This window comes from Roseibium sp., assembly GCF_965229775.1.
In the GTDB taxonomy this organism is placed as follows: Bacteria; Pseudomonadota; Alphaproteobacteria; order Rhizobiales; family Stappiaceae; genus Roseibium.
Map to the genome: position 1 here is coordinate 4,166,409 of NZ_OZ245929.1, position 17,135 is coordinate 4,183,543.

Consider the following 17,135-nt stretch of genomic DNA (forward strand, 5'->3'; position numbering starts at 1 on the left):
CAGGTGGCTACTGGGTTCCGGCCTTCCGCTGCGCTTCAGCCGGAATGACAAGTTTCCTGACCTGGGATGGCTTTAACAACCATCGTCATTGCAGGGCTTGACCCTGCAATCCATGCCGTTACCTCTCCATCGCCTCAGGATTTTGAACGGAAACGGCATGGATGCCATGGTCGAGCCATGGCATGACCGGGTTGGAAAGGACTGTCTAACTTATGGCTCTGAGAAAGAAGACGAGTTCTTCCGTCGCTAAGCCTGGATGTGAAATTTCTTTCCCCGCTGTGTCATCCCGGTTTGCTGCGCAAGCGGCAAGACCGGGACCCAGTACTCCCTGTGGCCGGAAGTAATTAGTAGAAGGAGAAACAGGTGGCTACTGGGTTCCGGCCTTCCGCTGCGCTTCAGCCGGAATGACAAGTTTCCTGACCTGAGATGGCTTTAACAACCATCGTCATTGCAGGGCTTGACCCTGCAATCCATGCCGTGACCTCTCCTCCGCCTCAGGATTTAGAGAGGTAACGGCATGGATGCCATGATCGAGCCATGGCATGACCAGAGGGAATTTCGGGCAATGGTATTTCACCAAAAAAAATGCCCGCCGGAGAGGCGGGCATTTCGACTTTGCATCACTGATTTCAGTCGGACAGCGCCTGATCGAGATCGGCGATGATGTCGTCGACCTCCTCAAGGCCCACCGAAAGGCGCACGACGTCCGGTCCGGCGCCGGCCGCCGTCTTCTGGTCGTCGGTCAGCTGACGGTGCGTCGTGGAGGCCGGGTGAATGATCAGGCTGCGCGTATCGCCGATATTGGCGAGATGCGAGAACAGTTCACACTTGGAAACGAGTGCCACGCCCGCATCGTATCCGCCCTCGACGCCGAAGGTGAAGACCGCGCCCGCACCCTTGGGCATGTATTTCTGCTGAAGTGCATGGTGCCTGTCTTCCGGCAGGGCCGCGTAGGACACCCATTTGACTTTGCTGTGTCCGGACAGGTGCAGGGCGACCTTCTTGGCGTTGTCCGAATGGCGCTGCATGCGCAGCGGCAGCGTCTCGATGCCGGTCAGGATCATGAAGGAGTTGAACGGCGAAATCGCGGGTCCGAGATCGCGCAGGCCGAGGACACGGCAGGCGATCGCGAAGGCGAAATTGCCGAAAGTCTCGTGCAGAACGATGCCCTGATATTCGGGTCTCGGTTCCGACAGAAGCGGGTACCGGCCGCCGGCGGACCAATCGAAACTGCCGCCGTCGACGATGATGCCGCCCATGGAGTTGCCGTGCCCGCCCATGAACTTGGTCAGCGAGTGCAGCACGATGTCGGCCCCGTGCTCGATCGGGCGGCACAGGTAGGGCGTTGCCATGGTGTTGTCGACGACCAGCGGGATGCCCTTGGCCTTGGCGAGTGCGGAGATCGCCTCGATATCCATGACGATGCCGCCCGGGTTCGCCAGGCTTTCGATGAAGATCGCCTTGGTGTTCTCGTCAATCGCCGCTTCGAATGTGTTGAGATCGTCCGGATCCGCCCATTTGACGCTCCAGCCGAAGCTCTTGAAGGAATGGTTCAGCTGGTTGATGGAGCCGCCATAGAGCTTGTTGGCCGCAACAATGTTGTCGCCGGGCTGCATCAAAGTGTGGAAGCAGAGCAGTTGCGCGGAGTGGCCGGATGCGGTCGCAAGGGCGGCGGTGCCGCCTTCCAGGGCTGCGACGCGCTCTTCCAGAACGGCGGTCGTCGGATTGGTGATGCGGGTGTAGATGTTGCCGAAAGCCTGCAGGCCGAACAGGGAGGCCGCATGATCGACATCGTCGAAGACGAACGACGTCGTCTGGTAGATCGGCGTGGCGCGCGCGCCCGTGGACGGATCGGGCGCAGCGCCGGCATGAATGGCCAGCGTGGAAAACCCTGGAATATTTTCGCTCATGAATAACCTCCCTTTGGAATTTGGCGCAGTTTGACCGAACCTTGGGGGGAGGTCAAAGCAGGATTTTTCTATTTCACGTGCCTTGTTGGAATACCGATATCAAGGGCTTGAGTGTGCCGCAGCGTCGTTTCTGTGCATCCGGCGGCTTCAGCTTTCAGTCTTGCCCGTCAGGCCGCGGTGCTGGAATCCCGACTTGAGTGTCGGCCGCTTGGCGGAGATGGTTCGCGAATTGACGCCGGCCCAGCCGATCTCGCCGGAGAGCCGCCCGTATTCGATCTTCGGGCACCGGTCCATCACGACCTTGATCCCGGCTTCCTCGGCGCGCTTGGCCGCTTCGTCGTGCCGGACCGTGAGCTGCATCCAGATTACCTTGGGCAATCTGCCGCTTTGCAGAACATGATCGATGATCTGTCCTGCAGCGTCCGAATTGCGGAAGATGTCGACCATGTCCGGGACATCAGGAAGATCATCCAGCGAGGCGTAGACTGTCTGGTCGAGGATTTCCTTGCCGGCCTGGCCCGGGTTGATCGGCCAGACCTCATAGCCTTTTGAAAGCAGGTATTTCAGAACGAAATAGGACGGGCGGACGTTGTTGGCCGACGCGCCGATCATCGCAACGGTCTTGACCTCATCCAGGATGCCCTTGATGTAGGTGTCGGAATAACTGTCGTGGTTCATGTGCGGCTCAGCTGTCCGTCCAGTCGGGTTTGCGTTTTTGCAGGAACGCGGAAATGCCCTCTTCTGCATCATTCGCCAGCATGTTTTCCACCATGGTCTGCGCGGCGAAATCATAAGCTTCGGATAGCGGCATTTCCAGCTGACGGTAGAACGCTTCCTTGCCGATCTTGAGCGTTTTCAGGGACTTGGAAGCGATTGTTTCGGCGTATTTCTGGACGACCTGGTCCAGGTAGTCCCTTGGCACGATCCGGTTGATCAGTCCGAACTCCTTGGCCGTCGAGGCATCGATGCTCTCTCCGGTGAGCAGCATTTCCATCGCGTGTTTCGGCGCGACATTGCGCGACAGCGCCACCATCGGCGTGGAGCAGAAAAGGCCGATATTGACGCCCGGCGTGCAGAAGGTTGCCGTGTCGGTTGCGATCGCGAGATCGCAGGAGGCAACCAGCTGGCAGCCGGCAGCCGTTGCGACGCCAGTCACAACCGCGATGACGGGCTTGGGCAGACGGACGATCTGTTGCATGAGATCGGAACACTGGCCCATGATCCGCTGATAGGTGGCCTTGCCGCCATCCGCTTCGGCGCGGGCGGCGGTCAGTTCCTTAAGATCATGTCCTGCGCAGAAAACCTTGCCTTCTGCGCCCAGCAGTATGACCCGCACGGCCGGATTTCGAGCAGCTTCGTCAAGTTCCGCCGACAGTGCCGCCATCATCTGCGAGGAGAGCGAATTCATGCGATCCGGCCGCTGCATGACGATCCGGTAGACCCCTTCGTGCAGAAGCGTACCGAGCATCGGCTTTTCGGTTTGGTCGTTCGCGGCGGTTTCAGACATGGCCGTTTCCTGAATTGTTTGTTTTGCGGTTGTTATAGCGGAACGCGGCGCCTCCGCGATAGCCGAAAAGTGGCCCGGCGGTGATTGTTTCACGCAGCCGTTATCAAGGATCGGAAGCGCACCGCTGCGGAGTGCCGCGTTTTCAGGTAGGATGAAGACATGTGGAGAGCGGCACTCACACCCTTCCTGTTGTTCGCCGTCCTTTTGGGGGCGGATATCCAGTCGCAGGCGGTGGCTCAGGAACAAGGACAAGAACAGGTGGATGTGGCCCTCGTCCTTGCCATTGATGTGTCTCGGTCCATGTCCCAGGAAGAACTGGAACTCCAGCGCAGGGGCTATGCGGCGGCCATCGCCAGCCCCGAGGTGATCAGGGCCATCGACCTCGGCGCGCGCGGCCGGATCGCGCTCATGATGTTCGAGTGGGCAAACGACAACCATCTGCGCGTGATCGTTGACTGGTCGCTGATCGACAAAGCGGCTGACGCGCAGGCCTTTTCCGACCGTGTTCTGGCGGACAGATCCTTCAGCCAGCGCCGTACGTCCATATCCGGCGCGATCACGCATGCAGCCGAACTGCTGGAAGACGTGCCCTTCCGGGCCGACCGCCATGTCATCGATATTTCCGGCGACGGACCCAACAACCACGGCAGGGCGGTCACGATTGCGCGTGATGCAGCACTGGAGAAGGGGATCACGATCAACGGCCTGCCGCTGATGACGACGGGCGGGCCGGGATCGCAGTTCAACATTCCGGATCTCGATGTCTACTACCGCAAGTGCGTCACGGGTGGGCCGTCAAGCTTCGTCATTCCAGTGACGGACTGGGCCCAGTTTCCTGACGCGGTGCGCCGCAAGCTGATCCTGGAAATCGGAGGTTTCGAGCCGGAGCAGCCTCTCGTTCAGCCCGTGCAGTTCACCTTCGAAGAACCCTATGACTGCATGATCGGCGAAAAGATCTGGGATCAGCTGCGCGAGCAGTTCTTTCTGGATCCATAGAGTCCTGACCCTGGTTCAACAGAAGCATCTAAGTGGAACGCCGAATTGGCGTGGCACCGGATCGTCGCGACAATGCCTGCATGAGCACATCGGAAAAACCCGGGGCCGGAGGTCTCAGACGGACGCTGTCCTTGCCGTGGCTGGTCTTTTATGGCGTCGGCGTCACCATCGGGGCAGGGATCTTCGCCCTGATCGGAGAGGTGCTTGCGCTGGCGGGCGATCAGGCACCTCTGGCCTTTCTGCTCGCGGGGCTGATCGCGGGTGTAACAGGCGTTTCCTATGCCGCTCTGATCGGGCGCTTTCCGAAGGCGGGCGGCGAGGCCGTCTTCGTGAACCGGGGTGTTGGCGGCGCCTTCGCGCGCTTTGCCGGCTATGGCGTCGTCGCGACCGGGACAATCTCGAGCGCCGTCATCTCGATTTCCTTCGCCGGATACATCCGTGAATTCGTCAATCTGCCGGAGTTTTTTCTGGTGGGGCTGGTGATCTGCGGCCTGTCGGCGGTGGCCTGGTACGGCGTGCGCGAAAGCGTTGTCTTTGCAGCCGGGGTGACGCTGATCGAACTGGGAACGCTTCTTGTCGTGATCGCGTTCGGCGCGCCTCTGCTCACCGATCTGCCGGAGGTTGCGAGGACCCTGACGCCAGCGCTGAACATCGCTGTCCTGAGCGGTATTCTGTCAAGCAGCGTGCTCGCCTTCTTCGCCTTCATCGGTTTCGAGGACATGATCAACATGTGCGAAGAGACCGTCGCTCCCGAGCGAACCGTCCCGCGCGCGATCTTCTGGACGCTCGGCATCACGCTTTTTGTCTATGCGCTGCTTGCCGTCATTGCAGCGCTTGCGGAGGGGAGAGACGCAATCGTGGCCTCGCCCGCACCGATGGCACGCGTCTTCGAGGCCGTGTCGGGACTTTCCGGAAAGCCGGTGGCGGCGGCCGCATCGATTGCCATGGTCAATGGCATTCTGGTGCAGATCGTCATGGCGAGCCGCGTGCTCTACGGCATGGGAAACGAGGGCCTTGCACCCAGGTGGTTTTCAAGTGTTGATCCGGGCCGTCAGACCCCTGCAAGGGCAACTGTATTTGTTGCGGCAATGGTCCTGTTGCTCGCCCTGTTCTTTCCGCTCGTACAGCTTGCCTCGGCAACCAGTCTCGTCACGCTGGGCGTCTTCGCGCTGGTCAATCTTGCGCTTTTCAGACTGGGCACAAGAGAGGGGGCAGGGAACCTGCACCGACGGCGCTGGTGGGGCATGGCAGGTGTGCTCCTCTGCCTGAGCATTGCCGGTTTTCAGCTTCTGATCGGCGTGACCGGCGGCCATTGAGCGCGCTTGCGGCTATCCCCGCCGGCGTCTGCGCCGGCGCTCACTGCCACCGGCTTCGTCCGCGGCCGGCGTCTTGCGTTCGGGAAGGTCGATCGCGGCGCGCAGATGCGGGAAGGGATCGACCTTGTTGGGCAGGGCCATGGCGTTAACGAAGTGCTCCTGGAATTTCGGTTCCAGCGCCGTCTCGATCTTTTCGATGTCGCGCACGGTCTGTTCGATCTCGCGCCTGAATCCCCGGTTGAGCAAGGCCATGCGTGCCCCGGTTCCGGCGGCGTTTCCGACCCCCGTCACACCGTCGAGGGGGCAGTCGGGAATGAGGCCGAGCACCATGGCATATTGCGGGTCGATGTAGCTGCCGAAGGCACCCGCCAGCCGGATCCGGTCGAGCGCATAGGTGCCGAGCTTGTCCTGCAGAAGCTTGACGCCTGCGTAGAGCGCGCCCTTGGCGAGCTGGATGGCGCGGATATCTGTCTGCAGGATCGAGATCTCCACGTCCTCATCCGCTATGAGATAGGAAAAGGTGCGACCCTGGGCCTGGACGCGCTGCGTGCGGGCGGCGAGCGCTCCGTCGATGACACCGTCTTCGGTGATGAGACCGGCCAGATACATTTCGGCGACGGCTTCGATGATGCCGGACCCGCAGATGCCGGTCACGCCGACACTGTCGATCTTCTCCGCAAAACCCTCTTCGTCCGACCACTCGTCGACACCGATCACCTTGAACCGCGGTTCAAGGGTCTCCTTGTCGATGCGGATGCGCTCGATGGCACCAGGTGCCGCGCGCTGTCCGGACGAGATTTCCGCGCCTTCGAAGGCAGGCCCGGTCGGCGAAGAGGCCGCCAGCAGCCGGTTTTTGTTGCCCAGAACGATTTCCGCATTTGTGCCGACATCCACCAGCAGGGTGATCTCGTCATGGCTGTAGGGGCTTTCGGACAGGGTGGCTGCGGCCGCATCGGCACCGACGTGACCGGCGATGCAGGGCAGCATGTAGACACGGGCACCGGGATTGAGTTCCAGCGACAGATCGCGGGCCGTCAGCACCATGGCGTCGGAAGCGGCCAGCGCAAAAGGCGCGCCGCCGAGTTCGACCGGATCGATCCCGAGGAACAGGTGATGCATGACCGGATTGCCGACAAAGGTCGCGTCCAGAATGTCCGACCGTTCCGCGCCGACATCGCCGACAAGCTTGCCGACCAGCGCGTTGATCGCCTCACGCACGGCCTTTGTCAGCTCCGGCAGCTTCGACGGGTTCATCTGAACGTAGGACACACGCGACATCAGGTCTTCGCCGAAGCGGATCTGCGGGTTGGACGTGCCTGCGGACGAGACGGTTCTGCCGTTCTTCAGATTGCACAGATGCGCGGCGATCGTTGTCGAGCCGATGTCCACTGCCAGGCCGTAGACCGCTTTCTTCTCTCCCGGCCACAGGGACGTCACTGTCGGCTGGAGCGCCTCATCGGCGTAAATCGCTGCGGTGACGGTCCATTTGCCCTTGCGCAGGATCGTCTGCACGGACGGAAGCAGGATCGGATCGACCGCAAGATCAGTCAGCCCGGCTTCGCGTGCGAGAGCTTCGCGCAGGCGGTCAAGATCGCCGCGCGGTGTTTCCATGTCCGGTTCGTCGATGGTGACGGTGACGAGCGAGACCGCGCTGTCGGCGTCGATGTGCTTGGCTTCGGCGCGTTTTCGCACCACCTGGCGGTTGGTCTGGGCATCGGTCGGAACGTCCACGACAAGGTCGCCGAGGATCTTCGCCTGGCAGGAAAGCCGCCGGTCGCTGGCCAGGCTGCGCAGCGTCGCATAACGGGTTTCCGCTTCCGTTGCGCCCTCCAGATTGCCGACGGAACTGGTCAGGTTTTCCTTTGCGAAGGTCCCTTCGGAAACGGAGATCTGGCAGCGCCCGCAGATGCCGCGCCCGCCGCAGACGGATTCGACATAGACACCAAGGGAGCGCGCCGCGTCGAGCAACGGTGTGCCGACGGGAAATGTTCCACGCCGCCCACTCGGCTGGAAAACGACTTTGGCAAGTTTGGCGTGTTCGTTCATGCTTTCGCTTCGTTCCGGCAGCGTACAAATTCGAGGATTCGAAACCCTCACCTCTGTTTCCTCCCAACAAGGGGAGGGAAATTCTTCCGTGTTCACTCTCCCGGCCTGTGCCTCAGCTCAGTCTCAGACCTGGCGATCGGAACATTGTCACTCCACGCACAAAACCCCTCCCGCTTGTGGGGAGGGGATTGGGGTGAGGTCATCCGATCGTCGTTTTCCGGCGGCATCCGCTTGAGAGCAACAAGCGGATGCATCCTGTCTCTCCCTATCCCGCGGACCTCCGGGCCGCGCGGCCGCCGCGGCGGCGCCCGCCGGAGCCGGCCGCCGCTTCAACAGGCGCGGCCGATGTACCGGCTGCGGCTGGCTGGTGATCGCGGTAGGTCATGATCCATTCCTGGCAGTTCGGGTCCGTGCCGTTCAGCACGTTGGCAGCGCGTACGGCTTCCATTTCCTGCGGGCGGCACGGGTTCATGATGGCGGATGTCATGCCTGCGCCGATGACCATCGGAATGAAGCCGGCATTGATGCCGTGCCGGTGCGGAAGCCCGAACGAGACGTTGGAGAGGCCGCAAGTGGTGTTGACTTTCAGTTCGTCGCGCAGGCGGCGTACAAGCCTGAACACCTGCTGTCCGGCCGTGCCCATGGCCCCGATCGGCATGACCAGCGGGTCGACGACAATATCGTGTGACGGAATGCCGAAATCCGCGGCGCGTTCGACGATTTTCTTGGCAACGGCAAAGCGGACATCCGGATCTTCCGAAATGCCGGTCTCGTCATTCGAGATGGCAACAACCGGCACGTCGTATTTCTTGATCAGCGGCAGGATCGCTTCGAGTTTTTCTTCTTCGCCCGTGACCGAATTCACCAGCGGACGGCCCTTGGTCACTTCCAGACCGGCCCTGATTGCCTCGGTAACCGATGAATCGATTGATAAGGGAATGTCCGTAAGCTCTTGAACGATCTGGAGAGTTTTGACCAGAAGCGGCGGCTCGGTCTCGTTCGGGTTGACTGCCGTGACGCCGGCATTGACGTCAAGCATCGTTGCGCCCGCGGCCACCTGTGCCAGCGCATCCGACTTCACGGTTTCAAAATTGCCTTCGACCATTTCAGCCGCAAGCTTCTTGCGTCCGGTCGGGTTGATCCGTTCGCCGATGACACAGAACGGCTGATCGAAACCGATCACGATTTCCTTGGTGGCGGATGCGACGACTGTGCGTGTCATTTAGGCGCTCTCGTTGGCAGTCAGGGATGATGAGGGTTGAAAGGACCAGCTCCCGCGTCCATGCAGCCAGTCAGCGGTTTTCTGGATGCCGCCGAACGGATAGACGTGGATCTGTGCAAGCTGTGTGTCCGGCTGGCTTGTGACGCGCGCCTCGAGCGGCTCGACCATGGTATTCGGATCGTATCCGGCCAGCATCGAGACAACGGCGCCGCCCCGCTTCTTCAGGAACTTCAGCGAATTCTCGACACCTGCAAAGGCGGCGTATTTCAGGAGCGTTGTCATCTTGGCCGGGCCGGCGACACCGATATGCACCGGAAAGGTGTTGCCCCAGTCGCGCAGTTCGTCAAGCCAGAGGCTGACGCGATGGGGATCGAAGCCGAACTGGGTCACCAGGCGGAATTCGGCGTCGCTCTCGGCGGCCAGGGCGTGCTTGCGCATCAGGAAGGACTGGATCACGTCCGGCGCAATATCGGGCGCGCCTTCCGGGTGGCCGGCAACGGCGATCTTGCGGATGCCGAGCTTGTCGAACAGGCCGGTTTCAAGCAGCGCGACCGATGATGTCAGCGGCCCGGCGGTTTCGGCTTCGCCCGCGATCGCGAGAACTTCGGTTGCGCCGCCTTCCTGGGTCAGACGCGTGATCCGGCGCTCAAAGGCCTCGCGCGAGGGATACCGACGCGCGGCCATGTGCGGAACGGCGATCAGCCTGTTGTCGGTCAGGGTGCGCACCGCGTCGACGATCGTGTCTTCTGCGGCGTTGCCGAGATCGGTGACATAAACCTGCGTGCCGGCCGGAATGTTCGCCAGGAGTTCGGTCTTCTCGACCACCTGCTTCGGCGACATTTCGGTGGAGGCGGCAAAGCGCCCGGTGGCCAATAAGCGCTGTTCAGTCATGTTCCGTTCCTCCACTTGCGAGCAGGGTCTTCAGTCTGTCTTTGGGATAGGCGTCGAGCAGCTCGCTCAGGGCCGTTTCCGCTTCGGTTTCAAGATCGTCAGAGACTTCGACAGGGTCGGTACGCCGCCACTCGGCCATGTAGGCCTCGCTGTCTTTCGCACCGATCCGCATGGCACAGGCGTCGATCGCTTCCATGAAAACGGCAGGCAGCTCTCGGCGAGCGGACTTGCGGCCCTTTTTCACCAGGATCTGCGCCGGGATGTCCCGCCAAAAAACGATAATCTTCTGCGCCATTTGCTCATCTTCCTCCGAGAGCATGTTTGCCGGATGCAGTTCGATTCAGGTCGCCTGATAGCGGCATATGAGCGTGAAAATCCGACTTGTCCCGGCCGCGCGTCAACGCTCTGCCTCTGCACCCAGAAATCCGGCGAGAAGACCGTAGCCTGTTCTCCGGATCTCGAAGGTCAGGTCCAGTCTCTCGGCAGCATCGCGCGCCGCCTTCTCAAGGTCCGGATTGTCGGTCTGCGCCAGATAGACCAGCCGCTTGTAATGGGCGAAATACATGTCTCTCAGGTGAGGGTGCCAATCCAGGCCGAGCGGTTCGATGACCATCGACTGGAAGTGGCGCGCAAGGAAGTCCGTGAGATAGAAAGTGCCGAGTTCTTCTTCCGCGAGCTTGTCGAATTCCTCAAGGCCGGAAAAGAACGCGTAACAGTGTGCACCTTCGATCCGCCGCGCGCCGGTTTCCTCCAGCACCTTGTCGAGAAGGCCGCCGGTGCCGCAATCGCCATAGCCGATCAGGATTTCCGAATAGGCGTCCCGGTGCAGCAGGATCGTGCGCCGCACTTCGTCGGGGATCTTGTCGGGGGTGTTGTGAAGCTGCGCCGGCAGGCAGGTGAGATCGATGTGATCAAGCCCATTCAGATCGCGGACCGCGATGATTTCGCGCGCGAGTGCGCCGCAGGCAATGATAAGGACGCGTCCGATCTTGTCGTTCGCGTCCTCTTCGTTCTGGATCGGGAAAAGCGGCTCGCCCACATGCATGCCGGCAGCCCCTTCAAACACCGTCTCAGCCTTTTGCGGCGAGCTGGTTGTGGCGGCGGGCAATCAGGTCCTTCGCCATTTCGACCGCAACGGCCGCATCGCGGCAGTAACCGTCGGCTCCGACCGCTTCGCCGAATTCCTCGTTGAGCGGTGCGCCGCCGACAAGCACGATGTAATCGTCGCGGATGCCCTTGGCTTTCATTTCGTCGATCACGACCTTCATGTACGGCATGGTGGTCGTCAGGAGGGCCGACATGCCGAGGATTTCCGGCTGATGCTCTTCAAGCGCGGCTAGGTAGTTCTCGACCGGATTGTTGATGCCGATGTCGATCACTTCGAAGCCTGCGCCTTCCATCATCATGGAAACGAGGTTCTTGCCGATGTCGTGAATGTCGCCCTTGACGGTGCCGATGACCATCTTGCCGACCTTCGGCGCTCCGGTTTCCGCGAGCAGGGGACGCAGGATGCCCATCCCGGCCTTCATGGCGTTGGCGGACAGGAGAACTTCCGGCACGAACAAAATACCGTCACGGAAGTCGATGCCGACGATGCGCATGCCTTCGACGAGCGCTTTCGTCAGGATGTCGTAGGGCGCCCATCCGCGCTCCAGGAGGATGTTGACGGCTTCCACGATCTCTTCCTGAAGACCGTCGTAAAGGTCGTCATGCATCTGTTCGACGAGTTCGTCGTCGGAAAGAGACGCGAGATCGATATCTTCTTCATCGGACATGGGCAGCTCCAACAGGGCGCAAGTGATTATAACTTAGTACAAAACCTTATGCCTGAAGGCTGATTTGCCGATATCTTCAATGCGACACGGCAAGTCGCTTACGCGACAGTGCCGGTAAACCGGCGGTCACAAAGAAAAGGGCGGGTCGATTGACCCGCCCGAGTTAGCTGTTCTGGTCCGGACAGATCAGAACAGACCTTCGATCTGGCCGTTGTCGTCCAGACGGATGTGGTTTGCGGACGGAACGCGCGGCAGGCCGGGCATCGTCATGATCTCGCCGCAGATCGCGACGATGAAACCGGCACCGGCCGACAGGCGGACTTCGCGGACCGGCAGGCTGTGCCCGGTCGGTGCGCCGCGCAGCTGCGGGTCGGTGGAGAAGGAGTACTGGGTCTTGGCCATGCAGACGGGCAGATCGCCGAAGCCGTCCGCTTCCCAGCGCTTGAGCTGGTCGCGCACGGACTTGTCGGCAAGCACCTCGTCGGCCCGGTAGATCCGCTTGGCGATCGTCTCGATCTTCTCGAACAGCGACAGGCTGTCTTCGTAGAGCGGCGCGAACTGGGCTGCGCCGCTTTCGGCGAGTTCCGAAACGCGCTGCGCCAGTTCTTCCGTACCGGCAGAGCCATTGGCCCAGTGTGTTGCCAGGATCGCGTCGACGCCGAGGTCGGCGCAGTAGTCCTTGACCGCTTGGACTTCGGCTTCCGTGTCCGCGGTGAAATGGTTGATCGCCACAACGGCGGGCACGCCGAACTGCTTGACGTTCTCGATGTGCCGGCCGAGGTTGGCACAGCCCTTGACGACCGCGTCGACATTTTCGGCGCCGAGATCGTCCTTGGCGATGCCGCCGTTCATCTTCAGGGCCTTGATGGTCGCGACGATGACCACGGCATCGGGCGAAAGACCCGCCTTGCGGCACTTGATGTCGAAGAACTTCTCAGCACCGAGATCCGCGCCGAAGCCGGCTTCGGTGACGACATAGTCGGCAAGCTTCAGCGCCGTCTGGGTCGCGACGACGGAGTTGCAGCCGTGCGCGATGTTGGCGAACGGGCCGCCGTGAATGAAGGCCGGGTTGTTTTCCAGTGTCTGCACCAGGTTCGGCTGCAGGGCTTCCTTCAGCAGAACCGTCATTGCACCGTCCGCTTCCAGATCGCGGGCGTAGATAGGCGTGCGGTCGCGGCGATAGGCGACGATGATGTCGCCGAGGCGTTTCTGCAGATCCTCCAGGTCGGTGGCAAGGCAGAGGATCGCCATGATTTCGGAGGCAACCGTGATGTCGAAGCCGCCTTCGCGCGGGAAGCCGTTGGCGACACCGCCCAGCGAGCAGACGATGGAGCGCAAGGCCCGGTCGTTCATGTCGAGCACGCGGCGCCAGGTCACGCGGCGCTGGTCGATGCCGAGTTCGTTGCCCCAGTAGATGTGGTTCTCGATCAGGGCCGACAGCAGGTTGTGCGCAGACGTGATCGCGTGGAAGTCGCCGGTAAAGTGCAGGTTGATGTCTTCCATCGGCACGACCTGGGCGTAGCCGCCGCCTGCGGCGCCGCCCTTCATGCCGAAACACGGGCCGAGCGACGGTTCGCGCAGGCAGATCATCGCATTCTTGCCGATCTTGTTGAGACCGTCACCCAGGCCGACGGTCGTCGTCGTCTTGCCTTCGCCGGCAGGTGTCGGGTTGATCGCGGTGACAAGGATCAGTTTGCCGTTCTCGCGCTCTCCGAGATCTTCGATAAAGTCGGCCGAGACCTTGGCTTTCGTCCGGCCGTAGGGCAGGAGGGACTCATCTGGAATGTTCAGACGGTCACCGATTTCCTGGATCGGCTTCATCTTGGCTGCACGGGCAATTTCGATATCGCTTGCCATAGGTTATCTCCGCGGCATGTCCTTGAAAACTGGATCTGGTCAGGCGGGACGCGCCGCTGACAGTGCCCGGAACGCTATGTGAGAGCGCAGTGCAGCATCTGTTCCGTTTGCGACAGGATGCACTTTGGAAACGACGATGGATCATGGACATAGGGTAAGTCGCTCAGAAACGCTTCATTTCGCAGGCACGCGCCGCAAAAGAGCAATTGCATTGGCGTGCGAAACTGACTTTATTTCCGCCATGACAGATTCTGATATTCTCTCCCGGCTTCCCGAGCGTCTGAAGCAGGCACGCCGCGCACAGGGTCTCTCGCTGGAAGCGGTCGAAAAGATCTCCGGTGTTTCAAGGTCGATGGTCAGCCAGATCGAGCGCGGCGAGTCGAACCCGACGGTCGCAACGCTGCTCAATCTGACGCGGGCGCTGAATGTCGATTTCGCCGGATTGCTCGGAGAAGAAGTTGCCGAAGACCGGGTCGAGATCCTGCATGAACACCAGACGCCGGCACTCGACCGGGCCGGCGACGGCTGCAAGATCCGCATCCTCTCCGCTCCGCAGGATGCAGGCAAGCTCGAGGTCTACGAGCTCATCTTCAGGGAAGGCGGCAAGCTCGACAGCAAGCCGCATTCACGCGGTACCCGTGAGCAGCTGATTGCCCAGGAGGGACGGCTGGCGGTGACCTCAGGCGTCGCCAGGGGCATGATCGAGACAGGCGACACGGCCCGCTACGCCGCCGACGTCCCGCATTCGATCGAGGCCATTGACGGTCCTGCCCGCGCGATCCTGATGGTCGTGAAGTTTTAGGCTTCTTCTGTTTGCGGTCAAAAATCCGCTATATTAGATGTCCGCGCTTTCTATTCGCTCGAAATTCCGATATAGTGGATGAAATGCCTATTTTATCGGAGCTTCGCCGTGAGCAACGCCTTCCTCTCCCACATCACCGGTATCCTGGAAGAAATCGAGGCCGAGGGCCTTTACAAGGAGGAGCGGGAGATTTCGTCGCCTCAGGGCGGCGTGATCGAGGTGAACGGCCGCGAGGTCATCAATCTGTGCGCCAACAACTATCTCGGTCTGGCCAATCATCCGGCGCTTGAAGAGGCCGCGCGCAGGGCGCTCGAGCCGAGGGGATACGGCATGGCCTCCGTCCGCTTCATCTGCGGCACGCAGGACATTCACCGCGAACTGGAACGGCGGCTGGCGCAATTCCTTGGTAAGGACGATTCCATCCTGTTCGCCGCCTGTTTCGACGCCAATGGCGGCCTGTTCGAGCCGCTCCTTGGTCCGGAGGACGCGATCATATCGGACGCGCTCAATCACGCCTCCATCATCGACGGCATCCGGCTCTGCAAGGCGAAGCGATACCGGTATGCGAATTCCGATATGACGGATCTCGAGGACAAGTTGAAGGAGGCGCGTGCCGGGGGGGCCCGCCATGTCATGATCGCCACCGACGGTGTCTTTTCCATGGACGGGTATCTCGCGAACCTTCCCGAGATCACGGCGCTTGCGCAGCAGTATGATGCGGTGGTCATGGTGGATGACTGCCACGCCACCGGTTTCATGGGGCCGAAGGGAGAGGGAACGCCGGCTCATTTCGGCGTCGACGTGGATATTCTCACGGGAACGCTGGGCAAGGCGCTGGGCGGCGGCATCGGCGGCTACATCGCCGGACCGCAGCCCGTCATCGATCTGCTGCGCCAGCGCGCACGGCCCTACCTCTTCTCCAACTCCCTGCCGCCGGCCGTTGTCATGAGCGGACTGGAAGCCATCCGGCTGGTGGAGGAGGGAGACGATCTCCGGCGCCACCTGTTCGACAACGCGGATTATTGGCGCTCCGGCCTTGAAGCGCTCGGTTTCGAGCTTCTTCCCGGCGAACACCCGATCATACCCGTCATGCTGGGCGACGCGAAACTGGCGCAGGCGATGGCCGCAAAGCTGTTCGAGGAGGGCGTCTACGTTGCCGGCTTCTTCTTCCCCGTCGTGCCGCGCGGTCAGGCGCGCATCCGCACCCAGATGAATGCCGCGCTCACGCATGAACAGCTTGACCGGGCCCTGGCGGCCTTTGACAGGGCAGGCAGGGCGACCGGAGTCCTGTCATGAGCAGCAACCAGATGAAGGCTCTCTCGAAGCTGGAGCCGCGCGAAGGCCTCTGGATGACCCGCGCGCCGGTGCCGGAGATCGGTCCCGACGACGTTTTGATCAAGGTCCGCAAGACCGGCATTTGCGGCACGGACATCCACATCTGGAACTGGGACGACTGGGCGGCCCGGACCGTGCCCGTTCCCCTGATCACCGGTCATGAATTCGCCGGAGAGATCGTCGAACTCGGAAAGAACGTCACGGAGTTCGAAATCGGCCAGAGGTGTTCCGGCGAAGGGCATCTGATCGGAAAACAGTCCCGCCAGTCGCGGGCGGGCAAGTTTCATCTCGACCCGGAGACCCGCGGCATCGGCGTCAACGAGCAGGGTGCGTTCGCGGAATACCTGCGCTTGCCGGCGTTCAACGTGGTGCCGCTGCCGGATGAAATCGACGATGAAATCGGCGCGATCCTCGACCCGCTCGGCAACGCCGTCCACACGGCCCTGAGTTTCGACCTTGTCGGCGAGGATGTTCTGGTCACCGGCGCAGGACCCATCGGGATCATGGCCGCCGCCGTCGCACGCCATGTCGGCGCGCGCAATGTCGTTATCACCGATATCAACCAGGCGCGGCTCGATCTGGCGGCAAAGGTCACCGATGTCGTGCCCGTGAATGTCGCCGAACAGGACCTCAAGGGGATTGAGCAGAAGCTGGGAATGCGGGAAGGATTCGACGTCGGGCTGGAAATGTCCGGAAGCCAGGCGGCGCTGGACCAGATGGTGGAAAACCTCGTCATGGGCGGGCGCATCGCGCTGCTCGGCATTCCGCCCGGCAAATCGCCCGTCGACTGGTCCCGGATCGTTTTCAAGGCGATCACCATCAAGGGCGTCTACGGCCGCGAAATCTTCGAGACCTGGTACAAGATGATCGCCATGCTTCAGAACGGTCTCAACGTGCGCAACGTCATCACGCACCGTTTCGGCGTCGACGACTTTCAGGAAGGCTTTGCCGCCATGAAGTCCGGAGAAGCCGGAAAGGTGGTCCTCAGCTGGACGTAGTGGCGGAGTTCATCTCATCCTGAGGTGCGAAACGCAGCGAAACCTCGAAGGACGGGCCGCGACGGCGCGTTGGAAAAAACGCTGGTCCCTGATTGTCATCCCGGTTTGCCGCATGAGCGGCAAGACCGGGATCCAGTAGCCCGTGTCGATGGCAATTGATAAAGATGGCCAGACAAGAGCTTACTGGTTCCCTGCCTTCGCAGGGATGACAAACCCATTTGGATGGAAACCGTTCCCTGAGATTTCGAGATTTCCAAGGGCTGACGACAGAGGGTGCAACGTTCTCCAACCGTCATTCCAGACAAGTGAGGCAACGCCGAACGACGATCTGGAATCCAGACATCAGCGTGAGCGAAGCGAACACGAGCGTCGAGATGGCCGTAAGCAGTTGCGCCTTCGGCGCGAACTACATCTGGATTCCGGATCGGCGCGCAGCTGACGCTGCACTTGTCCGGAATGACGCCAGAGGATATTACACCC

At 61.3% G+C, this 17,135-nt stretch carries 15 protein-coding genes; 5 read left to right on the forward strand and 10 right to left on the reverse strand.

Features of this window, described 5'->3' with window-relative positions; all coding sequences use genetic code 11:
* Positions 1–629 precede the first annotated feature (629 nt).
* From ACO07N_RS18790 to ACO07N_RS18800, 3 genes are all read right to left on the reverse strand, one after another.
* On the reverse strand, positions 630–1,910 hold the full coding sequence (locus ACO07N_RS18790) for an O-acetylhomoserine aminocarboxypropyltransferase (protein WP_421982487.1): 1,281 nt from the start codon (positions 1,908–1,910) through the stop codon (positions 630–632).
* 147 nt (positions 1,911–2,057) lie between these two features.
* Complete coding sequence (locus ACO07N_RS18795; RefSeq protein WP_421982488.1) at positions 2,058–2,588, reverse strand: CoA-binding protein; 531 nt, start codon at positions 2,586–2,588, stop codon at positions 2,058–2,060.
* Positions 2,589–2,595: 7 nt separating this feature from the next.
* Entirely contained in the window at positions 2,596–3,417 is an 822-nt protein-coding gene (locus ACO07N_RS18800) for an enoyl-CoA hydratase (protein ID WP_421982489.1), read from the reverse strand.
* A gap of 159 nt (positions 3,418–3,576) precedes the next feature.
* Here ACO07N_RS18800 and ACO07N_RS18805 point away from each other — a divergent pair, with 159 nt between their 5' ends.
* Both ACO07N_RS18805 and ACO07N_RS18810 read left to right on the forward strand, forming a co-directional pair.
* On the forward strand, positions 3,577–4,413 hold the full coding sequence (locus ACO07N_RS18805) for a DUF1194 domain-containing protein (protein ID WP_421982490.1): 837 nt from the start codon (positions 3,577–3,579) through the stop codon (positions 4,411–4,413).
* Positions 4,414–4,445: 32 nt separating this feature from the next.
* Positions 4,446–5,729: an APC family permease gene (locus ACO07N_RS18810; RefSeq protein ID WP_421982491.1), complete on the forward strand. Its 1,284-nt coding sequence runs from the start codon at positions 4,446–4,448 to the stop codon at positions 5,727–5,729.
* Positions 5,730–5,741: 12 nt separating this feature from the next.
* Here the strand turns inward: ACO07N_RS18810 and ACO07N_RS18815 are convergent, their stop codons facing one another.
* The 7 genes from ACO07N_RS18815 to ACO07N_RS18845 all read right to left on the reverse strand — a co-directional run bounded on the left by ACO07N_RS18815 (position 5,742) and on the right by ACO07N_RS18845 (position 13,520).
* Positions 5,742–7,775, reverse strand: a complete 2,034-nt coding sequence (locus ACO07N_RS18815) for an ASKHA domain-containing protein (protein ID WP_421982492.1) — start codon at positions 7,773–7,775, stop codon at positions 5,742–5,744.
* A 265-nt stretch (positions 7,776–8,040) separates the two neighbouring features.
* The gene (locus ACO07N_RS18820) at positions 8,041–8,997 is read right to left on the reverse strand and encodes a methyltetrahydrofolate cobalamin methyltransferase (protein ID WP_421982493.1); all 957 of its coding nucleotides are present in this window, start codon (positions 8,995–8,997) and stop codon (positions 8,041–8,043) included.
* The gene (locus ACO07N_RS18825; RefSeq protein WP_421982494.1) at positions 8,998–9,888 is read right to left on the reverse strand and encodes a methylenetetrahydrofolate reductase; all 891 of its coding nucleotides are present in this window, start codon (positions 9,886–9,888) and stop codon (positions 8,998–9,000) included.
* Complete coding sequence (locus tag ACO07N_RS18830) at positions 9,881–10,183, reverse strand: virulence factor (protein WP_421982495.1); 303 nt, start codon at positions 10,181–10,183, stop codon at positions 9,881–9,883. The genes ACO07N_RS18825 and ACO07N_RS18830 overlap by 8 nt, the downstream gene beginning before the upstream one ends.
* A 102-nt stretch (positions 10,184–10,285) precedes the next feature.
* The gene (locus tag ACO07N_RS18835; protein ID WP_421982496.1) at positions 10,286–10,996 is read right to left on the reverse strand and encodes a DUF1638 domain-containing protein; all 711 of its coding nucleotides are present in this window, start codon (positions 10,994–10,996) and stop codon (positions 10,286–10,288) included.
* Positions 10,959–11,663, reverse strand: coding sequence for a corrinoid protein (locus tag ACO07N_RS18840; protein ID WP_421982497.1), 705 nt, complete (start codon positions 11,661–11,663; stop codon positions 10,959–10,961). The genes ACO07N_RS18835 and ACO07N_RS18840 overlap by 38 nt, the downstream gene beginning before the upstream one ends.
* A 186-nt stretch (positions 11,664–11,849) precedes the next feature.
* On the reverse strand, positions 11,850–13,520 hold the full coding sequence (locus ACO07N_RS18845; RefSeq protein ID WP_421982498.1) for a formate--tetrahydrofolate ligase: 1,671 nt from the start codon (positions 13,518–13,520) through the stop codon (positions 11,850–11,852).
* A 241-nt stretch (positions 13,521–13,761) separates the two neighbouring features.
* Here ACO07N_RS18845 and ACO07N_RS18850 point away from each other — a divergent pair, with 241 nt between their 5' ends.
* The 3 genes from ACO07N_RS18850 to tdh all read left to right on the forward strand — a co-directional run bounded on the left by ACO07N_RS18850 (position 13,762) and on the right by tdh (position 16,655).
* Positions 13,762–14,322 (forward strand): helix-turn-helix domain-containing protein, encoded by a 561-nt coding sequence (locus ACO07N_RS18850; protein WP_421982499.1) that lies wholly within the window; start codon positions 13,762–13,764, stop codon positions 14,320–14,322.
* 108 nt (positions 14,323–14,430) lie between these two features.
* Positions 14,431–15,618: a glycine C-acetyltransferase gene (locus ACO07N_RS18855; RefSeq protein ID WP_421982500.1), complete on the forward strand. Its 1,188-nt coding sequence runs from the start codon at positions 14,431–14,433 to the stop codon at positions 15,616–15,618.
* Positions 15,615–16,655 carry an L-threonine 3-dehydrogenase gene (gene tdh / locus ACO07N_RS18860; protein WP_421982501.1) on the forward strand — a complete coding sequence of 347 codons (1,041 nt, stop codon included), beginning with the start codon at positions 15,615–15,617 and terminating at the stop codon, positions 16,653–16,655. Before ACO07N_RS18855 ends, tdh begins: the two co-directional genes overlap by 4 nt.
* Positions 16,656–17,135: the final 480 nt, after the last annotated feature.

Excerpts from the sequence above, each read along its gene's own strand:
- ACO07N_RS18795 (WP_421982488.1), bottom strand. The coding sequence starts at position 2,588 with ATGAACCACGACAGTTATTCCGACACCTACATCAAGGGCATCCTGGAT.
- ACO07N_RS18820 (WP_421982493.1), bottom strand. The coding sequence starts at position 8,997 with ATGACACGCACAGTCGTCGCATCCGCCACCAAGGAAATCGTGATCGGT.
- ACO07N_RS18805 (WP_421982490.1), top strand. The coding sequence starts at position 3,577 with ATGTGGAGAGCGGCACTCACACCCTTCCTGTTGTTCGCCGTCCTTTTG.
- ACO07N_RS18850 (WP_421982499.1), top strand. The coding sequence starts at position 13,762 with ATGACAGATTCTGATATTCTCTCCCGGCTTCCCGAGCGTCTGAAGCAG.
- tdh (WP_421982501.1), top strand. The coding sequence starts at position 15,615 with ATGAGCAGCAACCAGATGAAGGCTCTCTCGAAGCTGGAGCCGCGCGAA.
- ACO07N_RS18830 (WP_421982495.1), bottom strand. The coding sequence starts at position 10,183 with ATGGCGCAGAAGATTATCGTTTTTTGGCGGGACATCCCGGCGCAGATC.
- ACO07N_RS18825 (WP_421982494.1), bottom strand. The coding sequence starts at position 9,888 with ATGACTGAACAGCGCTTATTGGCCACCGGGCGCTTTGCCGCCTCCACC.
- ACO07N_RS18815 (WP_421982492.1), bottom strand. The coding sequence starts at position 7,775 with ATGAACGAACACGCCAAACTTGCCAAAGTCGTTTTCCAGCCGAGTGGG.
- ACO07N_RS18800 (WP_421982489.1), bottom strand. The coding sequence starts at position 3,417 with ATGTCTGAAACCGCCGCGAACGACCAAACCGAAAAGCCGATGCTCGGT.
- ACO07N_RS18845 (WP_421982498.1), bottom strand. The coding sequence starts at position 13,520 with ATGGCAAGCGATATCGAAATTGCCCGTGCAGCCAAGATGAAGCCGATC.
- ACO07N_RS18790 (WP_421982487.1), bottom strand. The coding sequence starts at position 1,910 with ATGAGCGAAAATATTCCAGGGTTTTCCACGCTGGCCATTCATGCCGGC.
- ACO07N_RS18840 (WP_421982497.1), bottom strand. The coding sequence starts at position 11,663 with ATGTCCGATGAAGAAGATATCGATCTCGCGTCTCTTTCCGACGACGAA.